The sequence below is a fragment of the Sphingobacterium corticibacterium genome (assembly GCF_004208525.1).
Classification (GTDB): Bacteria; Bacteroidota; Bacteroidia; order Sphingobacteriales; family Sphingobacteriaceae; genus Sphingobacterium; species Sphingobacterium corticibacterium.
In genome coordinates, this window is record NZ_SGIT01000006.1 from 34,566 (window position 1) to 58,727 (window position 24,162).

36 protein-coding genes and 1 tRNA gene are annotated in these 24,162 nt (G+C 38.4%); 30 read left to right on the plus strand and 7 right to left on the minus strand.

The window, feature by feature from the left end; all coding sequences use genetic code 11:
• Positions 1-255: 255 nt before the first annotated feature.
• Complete coding sequence (locus EWE74_RS19715) at positions 256-1,575, plus strand: site-specific integrase (protein WP_239018727.1); 1,320 nt, start codon at positions 256-258, stop codon at positions 1,573-1,575.
• 69 nt (positions 1,576-1,644) lie between these two features.
• On the opposite strand, the gene pdxR is transcribed toward EWE74_RS19715, so the two are convergent.
• Entirely contained in the window at positions 1,645-3,108 is a 1,464-nt protein-coding gene (pdxR, locus tag EWE74_RS19720) for a MocR-like pyridoxine biosynthesis transcription factor PdxR (RefSeq protein WP_130143385.1), read from the minus strand.
• Positions 3,109-3,197: 89 nt separating this feature from the next.
• Here pdxR and EWE74_RS19725 point away from each other — a divergent pair, with 89 nt between their 5' ends.
• The 16 genes from EWE74_RS19725 to EWE74_RS19795 all read left to right on the plus strand — a co-directional run bounded on the left by EWE74_RS19725 (position 3,198) and on the right by EWE74_RS19795 (position 13,120).
• Positions 3,198-3,644, plus strand: a complete 447-nt coding sequence (locus EWE74_RS19725) for a GNAT family N-acetyltransferase (RefSeq protein ID WP_130143386.1) — start codon at positions 3,198-3,200, stop codon at positions 3,642-3,644.
• Between the two features lie 42 nt (positions 3,645-3,686).
• Positions 3,687-3,757: transfer RNA gene (locus EWE74_RS21145), tRNA-Cys, on the plus strand.
• 20 nt (positions 3,758-3,777) lie between these two features.
• Complete coding sequence (locus EWE74_RS19730) at positions 3,778-4,500, plus strand: AAA family ATPase (protein ID WP_130143387.1); 723 nt, start codon at positions 3,778-3,780, stop codon at positions 4,498-4,500.
• Positions 4,497-5,231 (plus strand): YggS family pyridoxal phosphate-dependent enzyme, encoded by a 735-nt coding sequence (locus tag EWE74_RS19735; protein ID WP_130143388.1) that lies wholly within the window; start codon positions 4,497-4,499, stop codon positions 5,229-5,231. The genes EWE74_RS19730 and EWE74_RS19735 overlap by 4 nt, the downstream gene beginning before the upstream one ends.
• 529 nt (positions 5,232-5,760) lie before the next feature.
• On the plus strand, positions 5,761-6,153 hold the full coding sequence (locus EWE74_RS19740) for a single-stranded DNA-binding protein (RefSeq protein ID WP_130143389.1): 393 nt from the start codon (positions 5,761-5,763) through the stop codon (positions 6,151-6,153).
• Positions 6,154-6,196: 43 nt separating this feature from the next.
• Positions 6,197-7,270 carry a DUF932 domain-containing protein gene (locus EWE74_RS19745; RefSeq protein WP_130143390.1) on the plus strand — a complete coding sequence of 358 codons (1,074 nt, stop codon included), beginning with the start codon at positions 6,197-6,199 and terminating at the stop codon, positions 7,268-7,270.
• A 52-nt stretch (positions 7,271-7,322) separates the two neighbouring features.
• Positions 7,323-7,706, plus strand: coding sequence for a hypothetical protein (locus EWE74_RS21365; protein ID WP_239018728.1), 384 nt, complete (start codon positions 7,323-7,325; stop codon positions 7,704-7,706).
• A gap of 20 nt (positions 7,707-7,726) precedes the next feature.
• Positions 7,727-8,209, plus strand: a complete 483-nt coding sequence (locus EWE74_RS19755) for a DUF1281 family ferredoxin-like fold protein (protein ID WP_130143391.1) — start codon at positions 7,727-7,729, stop codon at positions 8,207-8,209.
• A gap of 11 nt (positions 8,210-8,220) precedes the next feature.
• Positions 8,221-8,559, plus strand: coding sequence for a molybdenum ABC transporter ATP-binding protein (locus tag EWE74_RS19760; protein ID WP_130143392.1), 339 nt, complete (start codon positions 8,221-8,223; stop codon positions 8,557-8,559).
• Positions 8,560-8,573: 14 nt separating this feature from the next.
• Complete coding sequence (locus EWE74_RS19765) at positions 8,574-8,768, plus strand: hypothetical protein (RefSeq protein WP_130143393.1); 195 nt, start codon at positions 8,574-8,576, stop codon at positions 8,766-8,768.
• Positions 8,769-8,780: 12 nt separating this feature from the next.
• Positions 8,781-9,392, plus strand: coding sequence for a PRTRC system protein E (locus EWE74_RS19770; RefSeq protein ID WP_130143394.1), 612 nt, complete (start codon positions 8,781-8,783; stop codon positions 9,390-9,392).
• An 18-nt stretch (positions 9,393-9,410) separates the two neighbouring features.
• The gene (locus EWE74_RS19775; protein ID WP_002978317.1) at positions 9,411-9,629 is read left to right on the plus strand and encodes a PRTRC system protein C; all 219 of its coding nucleotides are present in this window, start codon (positions 9,411-9,413) and stop codon (positions 9,627-9,629) included.
• A 17-nt stretch (positions 9,630-9,646) separates the two neighbouring features.
• Positions 9,647-10,801, plus strand: coding sequence for a hypothetical protein (locus tag EWE74_RS19780; protein ID WP_130143395.1), 1,155 nt, complete (start codon positions 9,647-9,649; stop codon positions 10,799-10,801).
• 11 nt (positions 10,802-10,812) lie between these two features.
• Positions 10,813-11,538, plus strand: a complete 726-nt coding sequence (locus EWE74_RS19785; protein WP_206365312.1) for a PRTRC system protein B — start codon at positions 10,813-10,815, stop codon at positions 11,536-11,538.
• The gene (locus EWE74_RS19790; RefSeq protein WP_130143396.1) at positions 11,538-12,344 is read left to right on the plus strand and encodes a PRTRC system ThiF family protein; all 807 of its coding nucleotides are present in this window, start codon (positions 11,538-11,540) and stop codon (positions 12,342-12,344) included. Before EWE74_RS19785 ends, EWE74_RS19790 begins: the two co-directional genes overlap by 1 nt.
• A 314-nt stretch (positions 12,345-12,658) precedes the next feature.
• Positions 12,659-13,120 carry a GNAT family N-acetyltransferase gene (locus tag EWE74_RS19795; RefSeq protein ID WP_130143397.1) on the plus strand — a complete coding sequence of 154 codons (462 nt, stop codon included), beginning with the start codon at positions 12,659-12,661 and terminating at the stop codon, positions 13,118-13,120.
• A gap of 286 nt (positions 13,121-13,406) precedes the next feature.
• On the opposite strand, the gene EWE74_RS19800 is transcribed toward EWE74_RS19795, so the two are convergent.
• Complete coding sequence (locus EWE74_RS19800) at positions 13,407-14,348, minus strand: beta-1,6-N-acetylglucosaminyltransferase (protein WP_130143398.1); 942 nt, start codon at positions 14,346-14,348, stop codon at positions 13,407-13,409.
• Between the two features lie 204 nt (positions 14,349-14,552).
• The gene (locus EWE74_RS19805; protein WP_130143399.1) at positions 14,553-15,002 is read right to left on the minus strand and encodes a response regulator; all 450 of its coding nucleotides are present in this window, start codon (positions 15,000-15,002) and stop codon (positions 14,553-14,555) included.
• 338 nt (positions 15,003-15,340) lie between these two features.
• Here EWE74_RS19805 and EWE74_RS19810 point away from each other — a divergent pair, with 338 nt between their 5' ends.
• The 13 genes from EWE74_RS19810 (at position 15,341) to EWE74_RS19870 (ending at position 23,071) form a co-directional block, all read left to right on the plus strand.
• Positions 15,341-15,964, plus strand: coding sequence for a Crp/Fnr family transcriptional regulator (locus EWE74_RS19810; RefSeq protein WP_130143400.1), 624 nt, complete (start codon positions 15,341-15,343; stop codon positions 15,962-15,964).
• A gap of 61 nt (positions 15,965-16,025) precedes the next feature.
• Complete coding sequence (locus tag EWE74_RS19815; protein WP_130143401.1) at positions 16,026-16,823, plus strand: sulfite exporter TauE/SafE family protein; 798 nt, start codon at positions 16,026-16,028, stop codon at positions 16,821-16,823.
• Between the two features lie 16 nt (positions 16,824-16,839).
• Complete coding sequence (locus tag EWE74_RS19820) at positions 16,840-17,274, plus strand: OsmC family protein (protein ID WP_130143402.1); 435 nt, start codon at positions 16,840-16,842, stop codon at positions 17,272-17,274.
• A gap of 86 nt (positions 17,275-17,360) precedes the next feature.
• Positions 17,361-18,779: an MBL fold metallo-hydrolase gene (locus EWE74_RS19825; RefSeq protein WP_130143403.1), complete on the plus strand. Its 1,419-nt coding sequence runs from the start codon at positions 17,361-17,363 to the stop codon at positions 18,777-18,779.
• Positions 18,780-18,790: 11 nt separating this feature from the next.
• On the plus strand, positions 18,791-19,105 hold the full coding sequence (locus EWE74_RS19830) for a rhodanese-like domain-containing protein (protein ID WP_130143404.1): 315 nt from the start codon (positions 18,791-18,793) through the stop codon (positions 19,103-19,105).
• 3 nt (positions 19,106-19,108) lie between these two features.
• Positions 19,109-19,720 carry a class I SAM-dependent methyltransferase gene (locus EWE74_RS19835; RefSeq protein WP_130143405.1) on the plus strand — a complete coding sequence of 204 codons (612 nt, stop codon included), beginning with the start codon at positions 19,109-19,111 and terminating at the stop codon, positions 19,718-19,720.
• 5 nt (positions 19,721-19,725) lie between these two features.
• On the plus strand, positions 19,726-19,935 hold the full coding sequence (locus tag EWE74_RS19840) for a YgaP family membrane protein (protein WP_130143406.1): 210 nt from the start codon (positions 19,726-19,728) through the stop codon (positions 19,933-19,935).
• Entirely contained in the window at positions 19,932-20,165 is a 234-nt protein-coding gene (locus EWE74_RS19845; RefSeq protein ID WP_130143407.1) for a hypothetical protein, read from the plus strand. The genes EWE74_RS19840 and EWE74_RS19845 overlap by 4 nt, the downstream gene beginning before the upstream one ends.
• Positions 20,149-20,382, plus strand: a complete 234-nt coding sequence (locus EWE74_RS19850; protein WP_130143408.1) for a DUF6132 family protein — start codon at positions 20,149-20,151, stop codon at positions 20,380-20,382. Before EWE74_RS19845 ends, EWE74_RS19850 begins: the two co-directional genes overlap by 17 nt.
• Positions 20,376-20,939 carry a YeeE/YedE family protein gene (locus tag EWE74_RS19855; protein WP_130143409.1) on the plus strand — a complete coding sequence of 188 codons (564 nt, stop codon included), beginning with the start codon at positions 20,376-20,378 and terminating at the stop codon, positions 20,937-20,939. The genes EWE74_RS19850 and EWE74_RS19855 overlap by 7 nt, the downstream gene beginning before the upstream one ends.
• Positions 20,940-20,950: 11 nt before the next feature.
• The gene (locus EWE74_RS19860; protein ID WP_130143410.1) at positions 20,951-21,451 is read left to right on the plus strand and encodes a DUF6691 family protein; all 501 of its coding nucleotides are present in this window, start codon (positions 20,951-20,953) and stop codon (positions 21,449-21,451) included.
• 10 nt (positions 21,452-21,461) lie between these two features.
• Positions 21,462-22,196 carry a DUF2490 domain-containing protein gene (locus EWE74_RS19865; RefSeq protein WP_130143411.1) on the plus strand — a complete coding sequence of 245 codons (735 nt, stop codon included), beginning with the start codon at positions 21,462-21,464 and terminating at the stop codon, positions 22,194-22,196.
• Positions 22,197-22,333: 137 nt separating this feature from the next.
• The gene (locus EWE74_RS19870; protein WP_130143412.1) at positions 22,334-23,071 is read left to right on the plus strand and encodes a YoaK family protein; all 738 of its coding nucleotides are present in this window, start codon (positions 22,334-22,336) and stop codon (positions 23,069-23,071) included.
• Here the strand turns inward: EWE74_RS19870 and EWE74_RS19875 are convergent.
• From EWE74_RS19875 to EWE74_RS21470, 4 genes are all read right to left on the minus strand, one after another.
• Positions 23,068-23,361 (minus strand): helix-turn-helix domain-containing protein, encoded by a 294-nt coding sequence (locus EWE74_RS19875; protein WP_130143413.1) that lies wholly within the window; start codon positions 23,359-23,361, stop codon positions 23,068-23,070. The genes EWE74_RS19870 and EWE74_RS19875 overlap by 4 nt on opposite strands.
• Positions 23,342-23,653, minus strand: a complete 312-nt coding sequence (locus EWE74_RS19880; protein ID WP_130143414.1) for a helix-turn-helix domain-containing protein — start codon at positions 23,651-23,653, stop codon at positions 23,342-23,344. The genes EWE74_RS19875 and EWE74_RS19880 overlap by 20 nt, the downstream gene beginning before the upstream one ends.
• A 184-nt stretch (positions 23,654-23,837) precedes the next feature.
• Positions 23,838-24,002: an RteC domain-containing protein gene (locus EWE74_RS19885; RefSeq protein WP_449448558.1), complete on the minus strand. Its 165-nt coding sequence runs from the start codon at positions 24,000-24,002 to the stop codon at positions 23,838-23,840.
• 19 nt (positions 24,003-24,021) lie between these two features.
• Positions 24,022-24,156, minus strand: a complete 135-nt coding sequence (locus EWE74_RS21470) for a hypothetical protein (RefSeq protein ID WP_262708796.1) — start codon at positions 24,154-24,156, stop codon at positions 24,022-24,024.
• Between the last annotated feature and the right edge of the window lie 6 nt (positions 24,157-24,162).

Genomic DNA, 24,162 nt, shown 5'->3' on the forward strand with positions numbered 1-24,162 from the left:
GATTAGATAAAAGCAAAAATAAGCAAAACGATTAAAACCGTTGCTATACAATGCTTTATAAAACAGTAGTCTTAGATTGGAGGTCCGTGTCTGTATGATTTTAGGCTTAAATTGACAAGGTTAGGTTACCAAATCGTTACCGATTTACATAGGTAATGAAATAACTTAACAGGTTATATTTCAGTGTTTTGCACCCCTTTTTATATTCCCTTGTAACTCAATGTAATTTAATTTTAAACATTAAAGATTTGAGTTATGGAGCAGACAAAAAAATCCACGTACAAACTCCTTTTCTACCTGAAAAAGAACGAGCCGAAAAAGAATGGTAACGTACCGATTATGGCACGTATTACCATTGACGGAATACCCAAAACAATGGGTACAAAGTTAGAAATTGACCCCAATACTTGGGATTTAAAATTCGGAAGAGTTGAGGGCAAGAGTACCAAAGCATTAAGCATTAACCAAAAATTAGACAACATACGTGGGCGTATCGACAAGATATATGAAGATATGCTCAAACACGAGGGCTTTGCCACTGCACAGAAAGTAAAGATTAAATTTCTCGGTGTAGGCGTAATGGACGATGCTGTACTAAAGGTTTTCAACGACCAAAATGAGGAATTTAAAAAAATTGTTGCTAAGGGAAAACGCTCCCAAAGCACTTACAGCAAGTATAACACGGTTTACAACCACCTTAGTGAATTTATAAGGGAGCGTTACCATAGGGGCGATATGGCTTTCCGGGAGCTTACTTCTGATTTTATCCGGGAGTTTGATTTCTTTCTCCGCATTGAGAAGGAATGTACCCATAATACGGTTTGGGTTTACACAATGCCAGTTATCGCTTTAGCAGAATTGGCAATCAAGAAAGGCTTGATACGGGATAATCCTTTTGAGGATTACGAAATCAGTATGGAGGAAACCGACCGCAGCTACCTGTTAAAAGAGGACGTAGAAACTCTAATGCTCCTGAAACCGTCCAAGCCCCGATATGAACTTGTAAAAGACCTTTTTATTTTCAGTTGTTTTACAGGGCTTTCTTACATTGACATTAAAAAACTGAAATGGAGCAATATTCAGTCTTTCTTTGACGGACATCAATGGATAATCAGCAGGAGGAAAAAATCAGATGTGGCTTCCAACGTCCGCCTTTTGGAAATCCCTAAACGTATCATTGAGAAATATCGTGGAGTTACAAGAAATGATTTTGTATTCCCAATGCCATCCAATGCTACTTGCAATACGCATATAGGTAAAATTATTGAGGAAGCGGGCATTGTTACCGAACAGAAAGTTACATTCCACACCGCTCGTCACACATTTGCCACAATGTTTTTGACCGAGGGCGTACCTCTTGAAAGCCTTAGCAAAATGATGGGGCATAAAAACATTTCCACTACACAGATTTATGCTAAGATTACCAGCCAGAAAATCAGCAAGGACATGGATTTGGTTGCCCCGAAATTTAAGGCTATGGAAGATGCGTTTCTTATCCAAATGGAAAGTGAAGACATAGAATTATTGAATGAAGGTACACTTGAATTTTACGATACCGAAGAAATTGTGGTTTAAGAATTATTGTATTCATTACTTGTCAGATTGAAGCAGAACTTAACGGTTCTGCTTTAATTATATTGATCATCACTGACTGTGCTTTGAGCCAGCTTCTAATGAACTTTTCAAAGCATCAACAGCCTGTATCAATTCCGCTTCGTTCATTGAAGCGAAGCCAAACCGAAATGCGTTTTGTTCCAAATCCCAACGAATAATTTTAAACTGCGTATTGGCAACCAGTCGGGCAATAGAAAATTTGGGGTTTAGCTTTACCCAAATAGCCATTCCACCTGTTGGCAACGTATAAGAAACGTATTTGCCCAATTTTTCTTTCAGCAACACATCTAAAAAATCCCTGCGTTCGTGATAACATTTTTTTGATTTCTTCAGATGCCTTTTGAGTTCGTCCTCTTTTATCAATGTAGCCAAAGCACTCTGCATATAACCATCGCCACCTACATCTATTATTTTTCTGAAAGCTGTACATTGTTCGATGAAATTTTTAGGAGCCACCATAAAGCCCATACGCAAAGCAGGGTCTAATATCTTGGAAAAAGAACCGATATAAATTACGTTTCCGTTATGGTTGCTACTCGCCAAAGGCAGGTAAGGCGAAGATGTATAATGATAATCATAGTCGTAATCGTCCTCTATAATGGCAAACAAAAACTGTTTGGAAAGTTCCAATAATTTTATCCGTCTTTCCACGCTCAACGTTACGGTAGTCGGGTAATGATGATGCGGGATTACATACACTGCATCAATTTTTTTCCGTTTGCATATCCTTTCAATAGCATCTGTATCAATTCCCTTTTCATCTACATTTACCTCAATGATTTTCGCTTCGGTTTCTTCAAAGGTTTTATTGGCAACAGGATAATTAGGCTTGCCCACGATGATATTGGACGAATGTCTTAAAAGAAGTTGTGCAGATAAATAAATGCTCATTTGTGCCCCATGCGTAATCAGGATATTATCAACCGAAATGTTGAGCCCCCTTGTTACCGACAGGTAATTAACCAGCTCTTCCCGAAGTTTCAGTGTTCCCTGTGTTGTTCCGATGTTTGCGTTTTTAATGGCATACTTTTTTGAAGTAAGCGAGCGGTATGTTTTCAGTAAATCATCTATTGGTGATAGTCTTACGTCAGGGTGTCCGTCATCAATAATAATATCGGGATAAGAAATAAGATTTTTTCCAAGGGTATTTTCTTCTATAATCCTGAAAGGTATATCCAAATCATTTTCGTATGGTGTCAGTATGTTATGCTCACTCCACTTTTGAGGTTTCAGCAAAGGGATATGCTCCGAAACGGCAACGTGCTTTCTTGGAACAATCATAATCCAATCTTGTGCGTCCAGTTCCTCATAACCTGCAATTACGGTCTTGCGGTGTACACCCAGCGTTTTAGCCAATTCACGACTACTTGGCAAATGCGTTCCAGCTTTCAAAGTACCGTTTCTGATAGCATTGATGATGGATATTGCAATCTGCCTGTAAACAGGAATTTTACTTTCTTTATTTATAATAATGATGTGTTCGTATGGCAACATTCTGGACTACCTTTTATCTATAAATTGGACTACAAAGATAGTCCTATTGGAAATTAACTTTGCTATCTCATTTAAAATAATTAAAAGCAATGGAGTTCAACATCAAAAAAGTAGGTCTAAACGATTTAGACACAACCGCAGAATTATTTAACCTTTACCGTATTTTTTACCGTCAGGCAGACGATTACGAAAAATGCAAACAGTTCATTAAAGAACGATTAGACAACGACCAATCAAACATTTTTGTCGTGTACGCAGACGGCAAAGCAGTTGGTTTTGTACAGTTGTACAAGCTGTATCATTACATCAAATTGGCAAAGCAATGGTTATTGAGCGATTTGTTTGTTCATCCCGATTACAGAGGCAAAGGGCTTTCGGTAGCGTTGATAGACCGAGCAAAGCAATGGTGCGAAGAAACAGGAGCCTGCGGATTGATGCTTGAAACCGAAAAAACAAACGACATCGGAAACAAATTATACCCACGTTGTGGATTTGAATACGACGGCAATCACAATTATTACTATTGGTGGAAGTAACGAACAAGGCGGACTAAATCGGTTCGCCTTTTTATAAAAATTGGTCGGGTGGTCGAGTGGTTAGACAAGGGTACGCAATACCTTTCACGATGGTTCAAATCCATCCCCGACCTCAACTAATCATATAATTTTGATGAACGTATTTGACCTTATCATAAACGACAAAGAACAGGTGTCATTAAACGATATATTCCTTGATGAAGCTAACAAACAGCAATTTGAACAGCTTATTAAGGAACATAAATATATTGAAGAATTAAGCCAATACGAATTGCCTGTAAATAACAAAATATTGCTTCACGGCAGTTCAGGTTGTGGCAAAACAATGACTGCCAAAGCCATTGCAAACGCATTGGGTAAAAACATTCTTATACTCAATTTGAGCAATATAGTCTGTTCTCGCATCGGCGAAACATCGCAGAACATCAAACAGGTATTTGACAAAGCGGGCAGGGAAAAAGCCGTTTTGTTTTTAGATGAATTTGACCAAATTGGGAAAGCGAGGGGCAACGATGATAAAGATGTAGGCGAAATGCGAAGATTGGTAAACACCTTAATACAGCTCATAGATTACTATCCCGAAAAAGCATTGTTGCTGTGTGCGACCAACCACCCCGAAATTATTGATACAGCCTTGTTAAGACGGTTTCAGTTACGGATAAATTTTGAAATGCCTACTCAACAGGTTTTAGACGAGTATTACAACAAACTGTTATCCCAATTTCCAACGGAATTGCAGAGCATAGAACGTAAATACAATATCTCATTTGCCGAAGCCAAAGACCATACGTTTACATTGGTAAAATCGATACTGATAAAAGAATTGGAAGCAAGAGAAAAAAGTACAGAAGTATGAACGAAGAAATTTTACAGAACATTGCCCTTATACAAGAACGGATAAACAACGCTTGTAAGGAAAGCAACAGAAATCCCAATGAAGTAAAATTACTTCTGGCTACTAAAACCGTACCTGCGGAGCGTATCAAAATGGCATTACAGACAGGACATACATTAATAGCCGAAAACAAAGTGCAGGAACTAAAAGAAAAATACGAAGCGTTGAAAGAAATTCCGCACACCAACCATTTTATAGGGCATTTGCAGACCAACAAAATCAAAGACCTATTGAGACACAATGTGACCTGTATTCAGTCACTTGACCGTTTGGATTTGGCAGAAAAACTGCATCAACGCTTACAGTTTGAAAACAAAACCATAGAAGTATTGATACAGGTAAATACTTCGTTTGAAGAAAGCAAATTTGGAACAAACCCTGATAATGCCATCGAATTAATAAAACAGGTAGCAAAGTTTGATACCTTGAAAATAAAAGGTTTGATGACTATAGGGCTGTTTAGTGCAGAAACAGAAAAGGTGCGTAAATGTTTTCGGTTGCTCAAAGATATTCAACAGCAGATTATTGCCTTAAACATTCCTAATGTAGAAATGCAGGAGCTATCAATGGGAATGAGTGGCGATATGGAAACCGCCATTTCAGAGGGTGCAACCATTGTACGAGTAGGTTCGGCTATTTTCGGGCAAAGGATTTACCCCGATAGTTATTATTGGAATGAAAACTTAGGATAGACTATTATTGTTTGTAAACAGAAAAATGAGCAGGATTTAACGATCCTGCTTTTTTTATGCCCTTACTTTTTGTACTCCAAGCACATTTACGCCTTTCACATCCCTTCGCAGTAAAAGAGCTTATAACTACTTCTTAAATAGAAAATTGAAAAACACAGCTCTACTATTTCCCTCCCTTTATATTTTTCAAATCTCTATCACAGGCATCCATTGCCTTGTCATTTATCCCAAAAATTTATTACAAGAATATTTCCATAATCAACCGGTAAAAAGGCAGCCAAAGTACGGCGGTCACCCACGCTCAATCCCAGCCAAAAGACTACGGCATAAACGGTTTCCTCCCTAAAGGTACCCTCCAATTATTCCGTTTCCTTTTGGCTTTTCCTCTTGACCGCCTTGATAGTCTGCTTTCTTTTTTCCGGTTTTTCTTTTGGAAAAAATTATGCGAAGCGGAGCAAACCACAACAGGGAGCAGGAAACGAGAAAAGCGAACGTAACAAAATGTAAAATTTTTAAAACAGGAACGATTATGAACATCATCGGAAGACTGACAAGAGATGCGGAAGTACGCACAACGTCACAGGACAAACAAGTAGTAAACTTTTCAGTAGCGACCAACGACAGCTACAAAAACAAGCAGGGCGAACGCATAGAGCAAACGACCTATTTCGACTGCTCTTATTGGATTTCTGCAAAAGTAGCCACATTACTCACAAAGGGCACTTTGGTAGAACTCACAGGCAGGGTAAGTACAAGAGCGTGGACAGGCAATGACGGAGAGCCAAGAGCAGGGCTGAATTTCCATACCTCAAACATCAAATTGCACGGAGGTGGTAAAAGAACCGAAACTGTACAGGCTACTGCACAAGCGGAAAACAACAAGGTTACAGCACAAGGTACAGAGGACGACCTACCATTTTAACAAAGAGTATTCAATCATTTTTTAACATCAAAATTTTATCAAAATGGCACATAACATTCATTTCAACGAGAGAACAGGAAAGCACAGTTTCTTTTCAGTACAGCAAAAAGCGTGGCACGGATTGGGGCAAATCGTGGAACAATACCCAACGAGCGAAGAAGCTATCAAATACGCAGGGTTAGATTATGAGGTGGTAAAATCCCCATTGTTTACCAAAGGTTCGAGCATTATCGAAACCGCTAACGGCATAGAGATAGGCAGTAGCGAATTGGAAGTACCTAACTATTTCGCCAACATACGCACCGATAACAATGCAGTATTGGGCGTAGTCGGTAAGGATTACCACATTGTACAAAATAGAGAAGCCTTTAATTTCTTTGATGCCATTGTAGGTGGTGGCGAGGGTATTTTATACGAAACCGCAGGAGCATTGGGTAACGGAGAACGCATTTTTATCACAGCCAAATTGCCCGACTATATCCGTGTAGGCAATGGCGATGATGTAACGGAAAAGTATATTTTTCTAACCACTTCGCACGATGGTTCGGGCAGTATCACAGCCGCTTTTACTCCCATTAGGATTGTATGCCAAAATACGCTGAATGCCTCATTACGCAGTATGACCAATGTAGTCCGTATCAAGCACACTTCGGGAGTCAAACAACGTATCGAGAACGCCCACAAGATTATGGGATTGGCTAACACATTGAGCACACAATTAGAGGGCATATTCAATGAGTGGACAAAGTTAAAGGTTACAGACCGAGAAGTAAGAAAGTTAATCCAATTGGCACTTTGCCCAAACAAGGAAACGCTTGAACTACTCAAAAAAGGTGCGGAAGATGAAGTTTCCACCGTATTCAAAAATGTGGTTGATGATGCTTTCAGCTATGCGATGATGAGCGATACCCAACAAATGGACACGACAAAGGGCACATTGTTCGGAGCGTACAATGCCGTTACAGGATACTTTCAGAACGTCAGAAATTACAAAAATGACGAAGCCAAACTACAGAGTATTGTATTGGGTGGTACTGCCCAACTGAAATCACAGAAAGCATTTGAACTGTGTACCTCGTTTGCTTTGGACGGTGCGGAAATCCTAAACCTTAATTAAATAACCATAGGCTACCGCCTTAATCGGTGGTAGCCTACTATAAACTACAATTATGACAATAGAGATATATGAAGCAACGCTGAATCACGACACGGGTACAACAATGCTAAGAGTATTTTCATTAAGTGGAAAACAGGGAGCTATACAGCAGATAACAACCGTAGAGGGTTGTCCCGAATGTGCCATTGTGGATATAGTGAAGATTGATAACGATACAAAACAGCAGGATATGAAAGCAAAAACCATAGAGGAAGCAAAAGAATTGGCTAAAGGCAAGAGCCTTGAAAAGAAGCATAAGGACGAAACAGTACATATTATCTACTGCAATCGGACGGAGTATTTCTACATAGACACAGACGGTTTAATACGCCTTTGGGAGCAGTCATTCGGCTACTATGTAAATGGCATTTACACCGCTGAAAAATCACATTCATAACCCTTAAACAATAAACGATTATGGCAAATTGGTGCAGTAATACGGTTGTTTTCGAGGGAGAACCCGAAGCAATCGAACAGATACAACAGCTATTCAAATCAATGGCTGAAAAACAACAGGAAGAAAATTGCGGACAACTGCCCGACTTCGTAGAGAACAGTGACGGTGGCTATTTCTTCGACATCTACCAAGACGATGATGTTACAGGCATATTTCAGTATGAAACAAAATGGTCGCCCAATATTGAGGTAGTACAAGCGATAGCAGAACACTATAACGTGAATTTCACACAGGACTATGAGGAATTAAGTAACGGTGTATGTGGCAGGGCGATTTTCTCTGACAAGCTACTCACAGATATTTATTTGGACGAAGAAGAATTTGAGCAATACGAGTTCGATGAAGAAACGGACACCTATCATTTTGAGGATGATGAATACGAAAGTGAATACGAGATTTTAGAAACCCTATTGGAGCGAAAAATCGCCATTCATCAACCTTAAATGCAGATACAATGGAAACAAAAATAATAGCCACAAAGTTTGTTCGCCACGATGTACCCGAACTGAAAACCCTGCAAAATGCAAAGGTCTATCTGTTAAGGGAAAAACTCAACAAGGGCGAAAAGATGAACCGAGCCGAAAAGAACTGGCTAGCAGAAGCCGTAAACCGAAATGCTTTTTTCAAAAGAGCCGTTCCCTTGCAGGGTTATCGGTTTGGGTTTGAAGATGTATTAAAAACCTATGTGGTAAAGCAGTACGGCAATTGGGCAGAATACAACGCACCCGACAAAACAAGCCTTAAAACCATTGTTTACGGCAGGATTGACCAGATAGCGGAAATCACTAAATAAGAATTAGAGCAGTAATGAAAATAACAGATTTACACGGTTGCGAAATTGAAGTAACCGACCTAAGGGAAGCTATCAAAGTAGCCAAACGCAATACAGGATATAGTCACGATGACAAAAGTTTTTCCGACTTCGATAAAAGACAAAAAAACTATTGGACGGACATACACGAGAAACTGATAGCAATCAAAAAACGAATAGATAACAATTAAAATTTCAGAACGATGAATACCAATTTTTTCAATCAGATACAACAGTTAGACTTTACAGGAGTATTGCAACTGAACATTTCAAAAGGAGCAGAAACCAACCTTATCGTATCAGTACTGCTCAATAACGAACAATGTGGAGATAATGCCAAAAACCTTATTCCCCCATTAACTTTTAACGCCACTCCCCAAGAGTTTGACGAGGGATTTTTTGAGCAGATAAAAGCACCTATCAAAACCGTTTCGGGTGTAATGGTGGATATGGAGAAATTTCTAAAACAAATGGAAATTGTCAAACAGCAATCGGCAATGGAGAAAGAAAAGACGGAGAAAGCTAAAAAAGAAAAAGAAGCTAAAGACAAGAAGTTTAAAGACGGGATGGCAAAGGCTGACCAACTTGAAAAAGAGGGTAAATTTCGTGAAGCGTGGATGAAAGTTCCCGATATAACCGAGTTTCCCGAAAAAGCGGACGAGATACGAAAACGCAAAACGGCATTGTCTGCAAAATTCGCTACACCAAGCCTTTTCGGAGAAGCGGAAGAACCGCAACCCGAACCGCCAAAAACGGACGAAGTTACAGCCGATTATCCCATAGATGAAACGGACGAAGAAGAAACAGAGTATTAACGATTAAAAACGAGCATTATGTTATTAGCAACGCAATTAGAACGAGTTTTTATACTCAAAGATAAAGGACAGGACATCAGACTGACCGACCCCGAACCACGTTGGAGCGTGGAAGCCGTAATGAATTTTTACGCCAATATGTACCCGATACTTACAACGGCAAAAGCATCTGCACCACAGATAAAAGATGATGCCGTAGAGTACAAATTTGAGAGCGTAATGGGAACGAAAGGTTAAATCAAATATTTAAAACGATGAACTATGCACAAACATATCATATCGGGAACTATCACAATACCCGAACAGCAACGACAACGGCAATTGCACCGCCAATTGAACGAGTTCGCCAATTGGATGCAAAAGCCAAAGGACGCAAACGAAGTACGGAAAGACAAACGCAAATCAGTACCCACAGTGATGTTGCCAATGGTTTTCTAAAGTGTACGTTTCTGCCTAAACTGAAAGAAACGAAAACTGTACAGGCTTGCAGGAAATCGGATAAAACGGAAAGGGATTTTTTTCAGTCCCTTTCCAAACTTGCCGAGCATTACCAAATTGAACCAATGCAGACTAAACAATTTCCATATCCCTACAATATGGCTTTGGCAATGTCGGACATGGAAGCAAAATTGAAACAAAAGGTTTTGGATTGGGAAGAAATACGTTTGTTACAGGATAGTAACAAAACTTATTTTGTAAGTGAGGAACGCTACAATACAGGTTCAACATTGTTTTACATTCCTGTTGCTTCGCTGTACCGAATGTTGCACAATCGCAAACGAAAAGGTAACGCCCATTTGCTATTGTCCGTTTGTGCTTATCTGTACCACATAGCCGACATTCCATACTACAGACAGGAAGCAAGCTATCTGTATTGGATGTATGAAATGATGAATGATTGGGTTGAAATGGATGACCAAACCGAGCAAACAGCCGTTTATCTTGTCGAAATCAAACAAGCGGAATACATTGGGGATTATATGGAACAGCGGATTTACAACCGCATCAATCTAACCGTATTTGAACAGCGTATCAACAGTTTTAAAGCAAAAGACGATTTTGACAACGAGTGTTTGACCGTAGCAAAAGAAGCCTTTGACCTTTATCAGAACTATCCGAATGAAAATGTATTCCGCAATGCCAAACCCAATGGAGAAACAACGGAAGAAAATATGGAAAACATCATTGGAATGGAAAAGTATATTTCATTCTATGCTGACCACAAAGGTTGGCTAAATGAAACCCTTATAGAATCAGTCAACACCGAAATGCAGGAATACGGACAAATGGAAGAACCGATTATCCAAAAACAGTTTGACGGCAGGGATATAACCGCTAACAACCTTTGTTTTGAAAACCGACTGTTTACATTACTGCACAGCCTAAGCGACATTTTACACACCTTTTAAAATTGGAAATTATGGAAACGATTAACGACATAACACAGGACTTCGGCACATTGTACCACCCAAAATCCGCTTTGGTATTCTATGAAACCAAAGGAAGCAATACCGATGTTTATGTAGAGCATTTTGATATGGACAAAAACGGCAATCCTATCAACGCCCACCCTTTGACAGTAAAGGAAGCGAATGTTTTGGCAAAGGCATTGAACACCGAACAGGAGAAAAACAAAGCCTTTCTGAAATCAAACGGAATTTTGCCGACCAACATTTTACACATCAACCTCAATGCGGATAAAGGTGCGGTAATTTGGTACACCAAAGCACAGCAAAGGCAAATGTATTTTGTGGATAGTCTGCAAATACCCAACGGAATAGCACAAGTACCGCCAATGCTTTGGAAAGCGAGTAAAAACAGTTTGAGCGTGTTTGCCCTTTCAAGTGATAGAAGACCAACAGAAAAGACAAAATTGTATCATACACCTTATTTAAATATCTATGAAGACGGCAAAGTCTGTATGGGAACGGTAAGCGTTGATATTAAAAAATCCGCTTCGGTGGAAGAATTTATACAGGCTTGGGAGTATTACTTTTTCAATTCCTATTTCAGCCATTTGTTAGGTAATCATAATCCGATAAAAGGCAATTGCATAACCCTTTGGAAAGACCTTATAAACACAGATAAACCCTTTCCAAAAGAAGTATTGAAACCGAATAATAAAACCCTTAAAAATCTATTGTAATGGAAACATTAAAAACAGCCGTTCATTTTACTGACAACTATTTGATAAGTCCAACAAATCCGATTGAAGTCAATTTGATTGGTGCAGGTGGTACAGGCTCAAAGGTACTGACCGCTTTAATGGAAATGAACTACAGCCTAACGGAATTGGGACACGCAGGGTTGCAGGTACGCTTGTGGGATGATGATATTATCACGGAAGCCAATTTGGGCAGACAACGATTTGCACCAAGTGAAACAGGACTGTATAAATCTGTAGCCTTGATAAACCGAGTTAATCGTTTTATGGGTACAAATTGGAAAGCGGAAACCCAAAAGTTTGAACGCAATAATTTCGGTGGATTGCCCGAAAACGCAGAGGCAACGATTTACATTACTTGTGTGGACAATGTACGGGCACGGTTTGATATTGCAGAAATGCTCAAAGCTATGAGTAAACATAGAATGAACCGTAATGAACCAAAATATTGGTTGGATTTTGGCAACAGCCAACAGACAGGACAAGTGATAATATCTACTATCAGAGAGATTAAACAACCACAATCGGAGAAATACGAAACTGTGGCAAGCCTGCCAATGGTTACGGATGAATTTGGTGAACTGCTGAAACAGTCCGAACAATCGGATGATACGCCAAGTTGCAGTTTAGCCGAAGCACTCGAAAAACAGGATTTGTATATCAATGCAACATTGGCTCAAATGGGTTGTTCATTGCTGTGGTCGATGTTTCGTTATGGAATGACCGAAAACAGGGGGTTCTTTCTTAATCTGAAGAATTTTCAAACTCAACCTCTAAAAGTCGCCTGATAGCAAAGCCGGGCGGCAAAAATGCACTTCCTTCCTGCGGTCGGAAACGCATTTTTGCATTCAATCGGCACAACCCCTTTGCCAAAATGTACCGCTCCACAAATTCCACTTTTTACATTTTATCAAACAGGTTGCGACATCATTGCACGGGATATTCAGTATCCCTTTCGTTGTTTTAGAGAACTTCTTTTCTTTTCACACAGCGACCAAAGAAAAGAAGCAAAAGAACGTCGCTTGATTTGTTATGGATTTAATTTACTCGTGTCAATGGCGAATGTTATTTTATTAAATTCGTATTCCTAAATATTACTAAAATGAAGATTGTTAAGCAAACTGAATTAAGCACAAAAGATAAAAAACAAATTTTTGAATTATGGAATAACGAGTATCCTGAAAAACTTGTTTACCAAACCGTAGAAGATTTTGAAAATTATTTGGATAACCTGACTCAAAAAGCACATTACTTACTACTTAACGATGAAAGTAATATTGAGGGATGGGCAATTACCTTTATGCGTGAAAATGAGAAATGGTTTGCCATTATCATTTCTGGAAAATTACATGGTAAAGGTATAGGAACAATGATGCTAAATAAACTAAAAGATGATGAAGATACTCTAAATGGCTGGGTAATTGACCATGATCTTGATAAAAAATCCAACGGCTATTATTACAAATCACCTATAGGGTTTTATCAAAAAAATGGTTTTAAGGTTATATCTGAAACAAGGCTTGAGCTAGAAATCATGTCAGCAGTAAAAATAATATGGAATTAACTCTATTGAAAAGTGTGTTACTCATTTTGTTTGTATTCTTCTCTCAAATGACCACAACAGGCGTTTCTTTTCTAATCTGTAGAACTCAATGTACTCTACTCATTTCACGGGATATTCAGTGTCCCTTTTGTTGTTTTATGAGACTTCTTTTCTTTCTACACAGCGACCAAAGAAAAGAAGCAAAAGAACGTCGCTTATTTAGGACAAATTTTTACAGACGATTTGTAGACAATACATCACTTTATCAGATTGGATATGCTACAATTTATAATCAGAAAAAATTTAATTATAACAATTTTGCTTTCACTTTTACATTTGTTTTACCTAATGCTATGTTATAAAAAGGTTTCATTTTATCAATTATAGTATTATCTACATTATCATCAAATTTTCGGGCAAACAGGTTATCCCCAAGATGTAAAAAATCAAAATCTTCCTGAATAAATGTTTTAGGTCTTAATTTAATATCACCATCCGGAATCCAGATTATAGCTCTTTTATCATCATCCACAAGTACACCATCAAATGACGTATTCATTAATACTGTTTGAAAAAAAGATTCATCTGCAATTAGAGTATTGAAGTAATACTTCTCAAATTTTTCAACCTCCGCACTGTTGCAAATAAACTCGCAACAAGTCCTTGTAAGCATCATCCATTGTCCACCAATATAGGGAATAACATCTTTCATAAAAGCCCGCTTGTGTGTGATTTTAGAAATACTGTTTTCCAATTCCTCGAAATGATTCTCAATCCGGTTCATTGTTTCCGGGCGGGTCAATAATTGATTGGCAACTTTCAGATAGCTCTTTCCTTTGTTTTCATTAAGAAATTGGCGTATAATTTTTTGAGATTTTAAAGGATAATCCTGACCACTTAGATTAATAAAATAATCCCATTCCGCATCTATCTCTAAAAGATATTTTATACCATCTAATTCTGCCTGAACCATGCTATAACCACCCCAAACAACATTTTCACTTTCCATTATATTTACGTGTGAAAAAGGTTGTAAGAATAAACGAATTTCTTCTTTTAATTCATCACTGGCTTTCTTGTCAATATGGATAAGGTAACAGTTGTCAGGCTCGTAAATTGCTTTAAACAGCCTTTTGAACTGATTGGGTAAACGATGTACCAATATGAAATAAGCTATATTAATGGGGGTTGCTGTTGCTGTGTCGAATAACGGCGTGTCTGTTCTAGACACAGGGAGTTCATTTATCATTTTTTTTACTTTATATTAATAAGTGCTTATACACTCATCGCTACAAAGTGGAATTCGAATTTGTTGTAATATACGACAAATTATTGGATAAACGTTCTCGATTAGCTATCGTCTTAATTTATTCCATTTACGAATTAGTACAGACAACACTAAATAACCCATTGATGAATAAATCTAACCTTTTATGTTACTATGATTGAACGGTTATTTATTACCAAAATATTCTCTTGCTATTTTCGCTACTCCCACACTAAAATATCTTCCATTATCGGAAACGCCCTCAATGGCTTTTTTAAAATCGTCCGTATCGCTACCAATGAGCAGATAAGCAACAACACCAATATCCAAAAGAGAAATTACCGCTTTTTCGGTATCAATATCGCTATGGGCAATCAGCTTTATAGACGGGTATAACCTTTTCAATTCCCGTAGCTGTGCCAGCACGTTCTTGTCATAAAAATCGAGGTCGATTATACAAACATCGGGAAGTACTGTTAAAACAGATAATTGAGATGATCCGTTTTCTATATTTTCCGAACGGAATAATATCTCAACTCCGGAATTATCAAGCTCATTGCAGATGACATCTAAAATCGGGCTTTTATCATTGATAAAGGCAAGGGGTGTTTTTTGTTGTGCTGTACCGGTTTCCATATCATCATATATTTATGTTATTAAGGGAGGGCTGCACAAAAAAGAAGGTGCGGGCCACTACAACTTACCGATACTGAGGCACTGGTATACCCGACAACGAATAAGCGAGCGCCCACACCTATAGCGTGAGCGTTCCTACTTATTGTCTTGTTGTCTTAAAAATTACCAGTTTTCAGTACCAAGACTTAAAGCAAAAACACTTTAAGAATTTTATATTTTACAAAACAAAGATACTAAAGTATCTCCTGATACGCAATCAACATATAGATTGTCAAAGAAACAGGTTTTAACACTCGGCCAATGATGTTCTCCATTAATTAAATTTCTAACTTTGTGAAATGGAAGATTTAGGACAAATAACAGAATTTCAATCCTCTCCGGAATTGGTGGAGAAACTATATAAACATAGCATACAGAAAAACTACCAAGCGGGAAGTATTATTCTGAATGAAAATTCCCATATCCGCTCCATCCCGATTGTAACAAAGGGAATGATGAAAGTAATACGGACAGAAGAAGACGGCAGAGAAATCCTACTGTATTATATCAAAGCAGGCGAAAGCTGTATTATGTCCTTTTTGGGCGGACTGCACAACGAAACAAGCAAAGTAAAAGCCGAAGTTGAGGAGGATGCAGAAATTTTGTTTTTACCTATGGATAAAGTTTCCCTGTTCATCAAGGAATATCCACAATGGTTAGATTATATTTTCCGTTTGTATCACAAGCGTTTTGAGGAACTGTTGGAAATTGTCAATGCTATCGCTTTCAAAAAAGTAGATGAGCGACTTTTAAATTTACTGAAAAAGAAAGCTGAACTGACCCGATCTAAAACCATCCAGATTACCCACGAACAATTAGCTAACGAACTCGGAACCGCCCGTGTAGTGGTTTCACGTCTATTAAAACAATTGGAAGAAAACGGAGTTCTACAACTTGGCAGGAACAAAATATCCCTTATGTAACCAAAGTAGCTGTATAGGTTTTTGAGTTGATGCACTTTTGCTGTATCAATCTTAAAAACGAATGGATATAGCAGGTTATTTAGCATCAATTTTTATCGGTATAGCTTTAGGGCTGATCGGTGGTGGCGGTAGTATTCTTACCGTCCCCGTTTTGGTGTATTTATTCAGTATAGATGCGGTTCTGGCAACCGCTTATTCCCTTTTCATAGTCGGTACCACAAGTGTAGCTGGTTCTTTTTCCTACTTCAAAAAAGGATTGGTAAACATTAAAACAGCGGTCGTTTTCGGCATACCGTCTATCATTTCCGTTTTTTTAACAAGGTCATACATAGTCCCTGCCATTCCACAGGAGATTTTCAGTATTGGAAATTTCACTGTTACCAAAAGCATTCTACTGATGTTGCTTTTTGCTGTGCTGATGATTTTCGCATCCTACAGCATGATAAAAAAAGACAAAACATCGACCCATAAAACACCTGAAAAACAGCAATTCAATTATCCCCTGATTCTTGTTGAAGGAACGGTTGTAGGCATCCTTACAGGACTTGTGGGGGCAGGTGGTGGATTTTTGATAATTCCTGCGTTGGTGCTGCTAAGCAAACTACCCATGAAAGAAGCCGTTGGTACTTCACTTGTCATTATTGCCGCAAAGTCACTGATCGGCTTTTTTGGAGAAAGTGGCGAAACAGCTATTGATTGGATCTTTCTCCTAAAAATAACCGGATTCGCTTTGGTTGGAATTTTTATAGGAATGGTACTTTCCAAAAGAATTAATGGTGAAAAACTGAAGCCCGCTTTCGGTTGGTTTGTGCTGGTCATGGGTATTTACATCATTATCAAAGAGACAATAATTCAATAATCTAAAATCAAATATCATGTCACAAACACATTTCTACGAAGTAAATATCCAATGGAAAGAAGGAAGAATCGGGGAATTATCATCACCTGTTTTAGAAAAAGCCATCGAATGTGCCACACCACCTGAATTTCCGGATGGAGTGTCCGGTATCTGGTCACCTGAACACCTATTTGTTTCAGCTATCAACAGTTGCTACATGGCAACGTTTCTGGCAATTGCCCATAATTTTAAGGTGGAAATAGCAGATTTTAGTTGTAAGACCGTAGCTAAACTGGAAATGATGGACGGAAAGTATCAGATCACGCAGGCAGAAATGTTTCCTGAGGTAAAACTGGTCCACCCCGAAACGGATACCGATAAAGCTGAACGTATCATTGAGAAAGCCAAAGCAGGATGTCTGGTCACCAATTCTATAAAAACGGAGATCATTCTAAATGCCAAAATCAGCTAATGTAACAAAAGTAGCTGTATAGGATAAAAGAACAACGGAAATTTGCAGTATCAAAAAGAATAATTAACGATTATAAATAAAGCATTATGTTTTTTCAACACGTTTATGATAAGAGTTTAGCCCAAGGCAGCTACGTGGTAGGCTGTCAGGCAACAGGAGAAGCCATCGTTATAGATGCACAAAGAGATATTGATGTGTACCTGGATATTGCGAAGCAAAACAATCTTCGCATTACGCACATTACGGAAACACACATTCACGCAGACTTCCTTTGCGGCTCGAGAGAACTGGCTGCTGTGACGGGAGCCACGATGTACCTTTCGGATGAAGGCGGAGAAGATTGGCAATACCAATTCTCACACAAAGGACTGAAAGACGGCGATATGATTAAAATAGGCAATCTTTCTTTGAAAGTGATGCATACGCCCGGACATACACCGGAAAGTATCAGCTTTTTGCTGACCGATCATCCGGCAACCGACAGTCCTGTTATGGCATTTACCGGAGATTTTGTTTTTGTTGGAGATATTGGCCGTCCTGATTTACTTGAAAAAGCGGCGGGGCTTATCGGTACAAAAGAAGCCGGAGCCAAACAAATGTTCCAGTCATTGAAAAAGTTTGCGGCATTGCCCGAATACGTTCAGGTATGGTCGGCACACGGAGCAGGCTCCGCCTGTGGCAAAGCGTTGGGAGCAGTACACAGCTCTACGGTAGGTTATGAAAAAATCCGCAATTGGGCATTCCAATATGGTGAAGATGAAAAAGGATTTACGGATTATCTGCTAGCCGACCAACCTGAACCTCCAAAATACTTTGCGATGATGAAGCACCTCAACAAAGTGAACCGTCCATTACTGGTAGCAGTGCCCAAGCATCCGAAATTATCCAAAGAAGATTTTTTGGATGCTTATGCCAATGGCTTGAAAGTCATCGATACAAGAAGTAAGATAGATTTCGCAGAAGGATTTATTCCCGGTAGCCTGAACATACAGGGCAACAATTCTTTTTCAACCTGGGCAGGTTGGTTGTTGAATTATCAGGAACAGTTTATGCTGGTCTGCGATGATAATCAAATAGAAGATCTTACCCGAAAACTGATGCGTATCGGACTGGATAATATTTTCGGATATATTACCGATGTAAAAGATTTAAGTCTGGATCTGCAAAAGGCAGATGTTATTTCTCTCGACGAGTTTAAAACGTACATCGGCAAAGAAGATGTTCAGATTGTAGATGTTCGGGGCGTTACCGAATACGAAGCCGGACACGTAGCCGGAGCAGATCATGTTTTTGTTGGTACGCTTAATGACAACCTCAATAAAATCAGCAAGGACAAACAGATCGTTATTCACTGTCAGGCTGGAGACCGATCAGCAATTGCTTATTCTATCCTTGCCAAAAACGGTTTTGCAAACGTGAAAAATTTTTCAGGTGGAATGAAAGAATGGCAGGCAAACGAGGGTAATACAATTGGTTGTAACGAAACATCTTGTACAAACGCATAAATTATAGAACTATGGGATTTTTTTCAGCATTATTTGGCAAAACAGATAACAGCCAATTAACAGAAGCGATTAGAGCAGGTGCCTTTTTAGTCGATGTCCGTACACCTTCTGAATTTTCAGCAGGCAGTGTGAAAGGTGCGGTGAATATTCCGCTGGACAAGCTTGTAGATCAGCTCTCAAAATTCAAAGAGAAGAATAGCATCGTTGTTTTTTGTAGAAGCGGTAGCCGTAGTAGTCAGGCAAAAAGCATTTTGGAAAGCAATGGCTTTACAAATGTAATCAATGGCGGAACCTGGCAAAATGTAAACGAAGTAGTAAATCAATAAAGGATGAAGGATTTTTGGGATGAACGGTACAGTAAAAAAGAATTCGCTTACGGAGAAAATCCAAACGAGTATTTGAAAGCAAAGTTCTCTGGTATTCCTGTTGGCAAGGTTTTGTTTCCGGCAGAAGGTGAAGGCAGAAATGCTGTGTTTTCGGCAACACTTGGTTGGGATGTTTTTGCATTTGACCAAAGTGAGGAAGGCAAGAAAAAAGCGAAAATATTAGCACATAAAAACGGGGTACCGATCAACTACATTGTTTCGGATATGGAACACGTCAACTATCCCCAAAATTCCTTTGATGCTCTGGTTCTCATCTATGCCCATTTCTCATCGGAGAAAAGAAAAGAATACCATCAAAAACTCGGTTCCCTACTCAAAAAGGGAGGGCTGCTGATTTTGGAAGGTTTCGATAAAAAGCATGCGGAGCAGCAAAAACAGAATCCCAAAGCAGGAGGTCCTAAAAATGTTTCCATGCTTTATGATCTGGAAGAATTAAAGTCTGATTTTAAGGAATTTGATTTTACCGAAGCTTATGAATGCACAATAAGTTTAGATGAAGGTCTTTATCACGTCGGACAGGCGGCAGTAGTCAGAATTTTAGCAATTAAAAAATAAGCGTTATGAAAAAGAATTTAGGAACAGCAGACAGAGCAATACGTATAATTATAGCAGTGGGTATTGCCGTATTGTACTTCACAAATGTTATATCGGGAACATTGGCAATCGTGTTGGGCATTTTAGCGGTGGTATTTTTACTTACCTCATTCATCAGCTTTTGCCCCTTGTATCTGCCTTTTGGTATCAACACTTTAAAAAAGAAAAGAAGATGAAAAGCTATTTCAGAAGCTGGAATTTAATGCGTGTGCTGAGGTTAGCATTGAGCATTCTCGTTATAGTACAAGGCATTATAGCAAAAGAATGGTTGCTTGCAGGACTGGGCGGTTTGTTCTCGTTAATGCCATTGCTGAATATAGGTTGTTGCAGTGACTCGGGATGCAATACACCCCTGCCGAAAAGCAATAAAAAAACTGAAGAAACATCGTATGAAGAAGTTCGCTAAGAAAAATTTACTTACCATAACTGGTATGATTGTCGGAGCAATAGCAGGTTATCTCTATTGGAAATTTGTTGGTTGTCATTCGGGAAGTTGTGCCATCACATCAAATCCAGTAAACAGTACCCTTTACGGCTCTGTTATGGGTGGACTTTTATTTTCAATGTTGAAAAAATCAAAAGCCAAAATTCAAGATAATATTCAAGAACAAATAAAATGGTAGAATTTATAAAACAGCCGTGGCCGTGGTATATAGCAGGTCCGTTAATCGGTTTAACCGTTCCCACATTGTTAATTTTAGGTAACAAATCGTTTGGTATCAGCTCTTCACTACGCCACATCTGTGCTTCGTGTATGCCAGCAAACATTCCATTTTTCAAGTATGACTGGAAAAAAGAAGTATGGAATTTATTTTTTGTATTCGGTATATTCCTGGGAGGAGCAATTGCCATCAACCTTTTGTCAAATCCCAACCCTATCGAAGTCAATCCAAAATTAGCCTCAGAGCTTGCAGGATACGGTATCACAAACTATAACAACTTAGTGCCTGAAGATATTATGAACTGGCAATCGCTGTTTACGCTGAAAGGTTTTTTGTTAATGGTTGTCGGTGGTTTTTTAGTGGGGTTTGGAACACGCTATGCAGGGGGGTGTACCAGCGGACACGCCATTATGGGGTTATCTAACCTGCAATTGCCATCCTTGATTGCAACCATTTGTTTTATGATCGGAGGCTTTATTATGGCGAATCTCATTTTACCGATCATTCTTTCACTTTAATCAAAATAGAAATGCAACAAAATATAGATACAGAAAAAGATTTACAGCTTCGAGAGTTTGACGCTATGTGTGTAAACGAAAGCCGTTTAGGACACAAATGGTATCACAATTTAAAATACCTGATTGTAGGTATATTATTCGGAGTTGTATTTGTAAAAGCCGAAGTAGTGAGTTGGTTTCGCATACAGGAAATGTTTCGGCTGCAGTCGTTCCACATGTACGGAATTATAGGAAGTGCCGTAGTAGTAGGAATGATTTCCGTCTTTCTGATCAAGAAATTCGACATCAAAACTGTTTATGGCGAAAAGATAGCATTTCATCCAAAGAAATTTAGCAAAGGACAGATTTATGGCGGCTTGATATTCGGATTGGGCTGGGCGGTTACAGGAGCTTGTCCCGGTCCGTTGTTTGCACAGATTGGTACAGGTGCAACCGTTATTGCCGTTACACTTTTGAGTGCTATTGCAGGTACCTGGGTTTACGGATTTTTGAGAGAGAAGCTACCTCACTAAATCAAACTGTATGTTACGATTAAAAGTATTGCTTTTTACAGCAATATGGATTTCTATTGTCCAAAATGTACAGGCACAAAGCCATTATAATGCTTGGTTTCGCAGTACATTAAGCGTTCCTATCAGTTCAAAAATTAAAACGGATGCAGAATTTCAGCACAGGCGGCAGAATGGTTTTGAAAATGAAAATATGTTTGATCGGAACCTGATGTTTACACTAAGAAATTGGCTGCATTATCAGCACAATTCGGATTTAAAGTTCTCTGTTTCACCATTTTCATATTTTTCCCATTATAGGGTTATTCAACACCAATCGGATGAAACGGCAAAGCCCAGTAATGAAATACGTTTTTCGGTAGCAGCAGAGTGGCAACACAAGCTATTTGAAAAATGGTACATCGTAGACAGGAGTGCAGTTGAGTATCGTATTTTCAATAATACCCAATCAGACATCAGCCGTTTCAGAAATCGTTTGGGTGTTCGTTATGATTTTACAGAACAAATTAAACTTACGGTCTATGATGAATTTTTTGTAAACGTTACAGGTACATCGAAAGCACATTTTTTTGATCACAATAGAATCGGATTTAACGTGGAGTATCACGTTTTTCCAAATCTTAAATTCGATATTGGTTATATTTATATAGTACGACAGCCACTAACTACCACAGCTAAACTCTACGAAAACAATACTTTTTTAAATCTAAGCTATCAATTAAAAAAGAAAATAAAAACATTAAACTGATATGTAGTTCTACTTCAAGATTGTCAGAAAATCATTTTCATTATAAATTTATTTTGTGAAAGAGATGTATCTTTAAATACAATTACTGATCAATTAGGAAAACAGTTTTGTAAATTTGTAATAAAAGAAATCCATTCATGTTCAGACATAAAGGCAAAGGTCGAACTTATACACATAACCTCAAATTAGCTTCAATATTATCTGGCGTAGCGGGTGTAGTTAACATAACGGGGGTTTTAGAACTGCATACATTAACAACTAATGTAACAGGACATTTTGCTTTTTTTTCTGAGGAACTTGTTTTAAAAAATTATAGAATGGCTTTTGCCTATCTGTTTTATATTTTATTTTTTCTGTTAGGGGCATTTATTTCAAGTCTTGTTATGGAATGGGTTTCCAAGTACAAGCCACAAACCTCATATGTTATACCCATATTTATTGAAATATCAATATTCTCGGCAATTACCATTTCAACATTTTTAGTGCCGAAAGAATATTCCGGATTTTCAATGATTTTATCATCTGCTCTGCTTTTCGCTATGGGATTACAAAACGCATTAGTAACGAGGGTATCCCAATCGGTGGTAAGAACAACACATCTAACAGGTTTGTTCACTGACCTGGGAATAGAACTGTCACAACTGTTCTTTTATAAAGACCGCCCAGCACGGATACAATTGAATAAAAGTATCTTCTTAAAGCTGGCGATTATTTGCTGTTTCTTTTTGGGATGTATTATAGGCGGTTTTACTTATGCGTATTTTGAATTACGAACCCTTTTATTTCCAGTAGGATTACTATTTTTCGCTCTGTGGTATGACCGTATACTATTTCGGTATTATTATCTGAAAAGAAAATTGAGAAATCCTCACTAACAGCTTTTTGTTCCGCTATAATTGTCTTCTAGTATCCTTGCTAGATCCGATTGCTTATAAATAATCTTACCCCCTATTTGTATATACGGCAGGATATTGTCATTACGGTATTGCTGTAAAGTCCGTTTGCTGATGTGCAGCAGCTTGCACACATCTTCGCCCGACAGGTATATTTCTCCGTTCATTACAGGGCGGTAGTTTTTCAGTATTTCTTCGATACGGTTTCGCAACCGAATTATCATCTCCTGTTGTTCGATGATTTCTTCGGCTTCATTCGTCAGTAAATCCATTGTCTTTGATATTATACGGTTGTCCGGCTTCAAGCAAAGCCTTTACGTCCGAGCGTTTGTAATAATTCTTGCGGTTCAGCTTGGAATAAGGCAATAGGCCTTTGTCCTTATAGGTCTGTAAAGTCCGTTTAGTAATGTTCATCATCAGACACACTTCCTGGTTGTCGAGCCATTTCTCTTCTTTGAAAATAGACGTAAATTTTCGGGTGGTACTTTCAGTCAGTTCCAAAAGTGTCTTCAGCTCATTTGTCATTCCGTCCAATGCGGATTTCTGTATTGCGATAACTTCCATTTCTGTTTAATTTTTCGATGAAAGTTCAATTTAGAAAGGCTTTTGTACCAGGAGCATAATGTTGTAGCCATTGGCTTTGAGAGGTCGTGTTTGGCAGTTTGTTGTATGACTAAAAACGAAAATAGGATAATCTTTGGGACTATCTGTTTTTATGACTATTTAGTGGTTGGTTTACAAAGTGTTCCTACAAATCTTTGTCCATATATTCTTCCAAAGAAGATTTCAGTTGGTCTAAAAATGCGGTTCGTGAGCCGGCACAGTATTTCATTAGATGGAAAGAATGATGCAAATCTCCTAAGGAAATCTGAAACATTCTTTCTAAAGGCAAACTGATTTTGCGTATTCCTATTTTACCGTGACAAAACTATTCAGACCATCGTGGAAATTGATTTTAAGTATATCGTCATTTGATATGCTTCATTAATTGCATTAGGTGCAGACAGCGAAATGACATTTTCTTTTCGCTGTATCTCCGAGATGATATGATTTAATGAAGATTTCATTTTCTT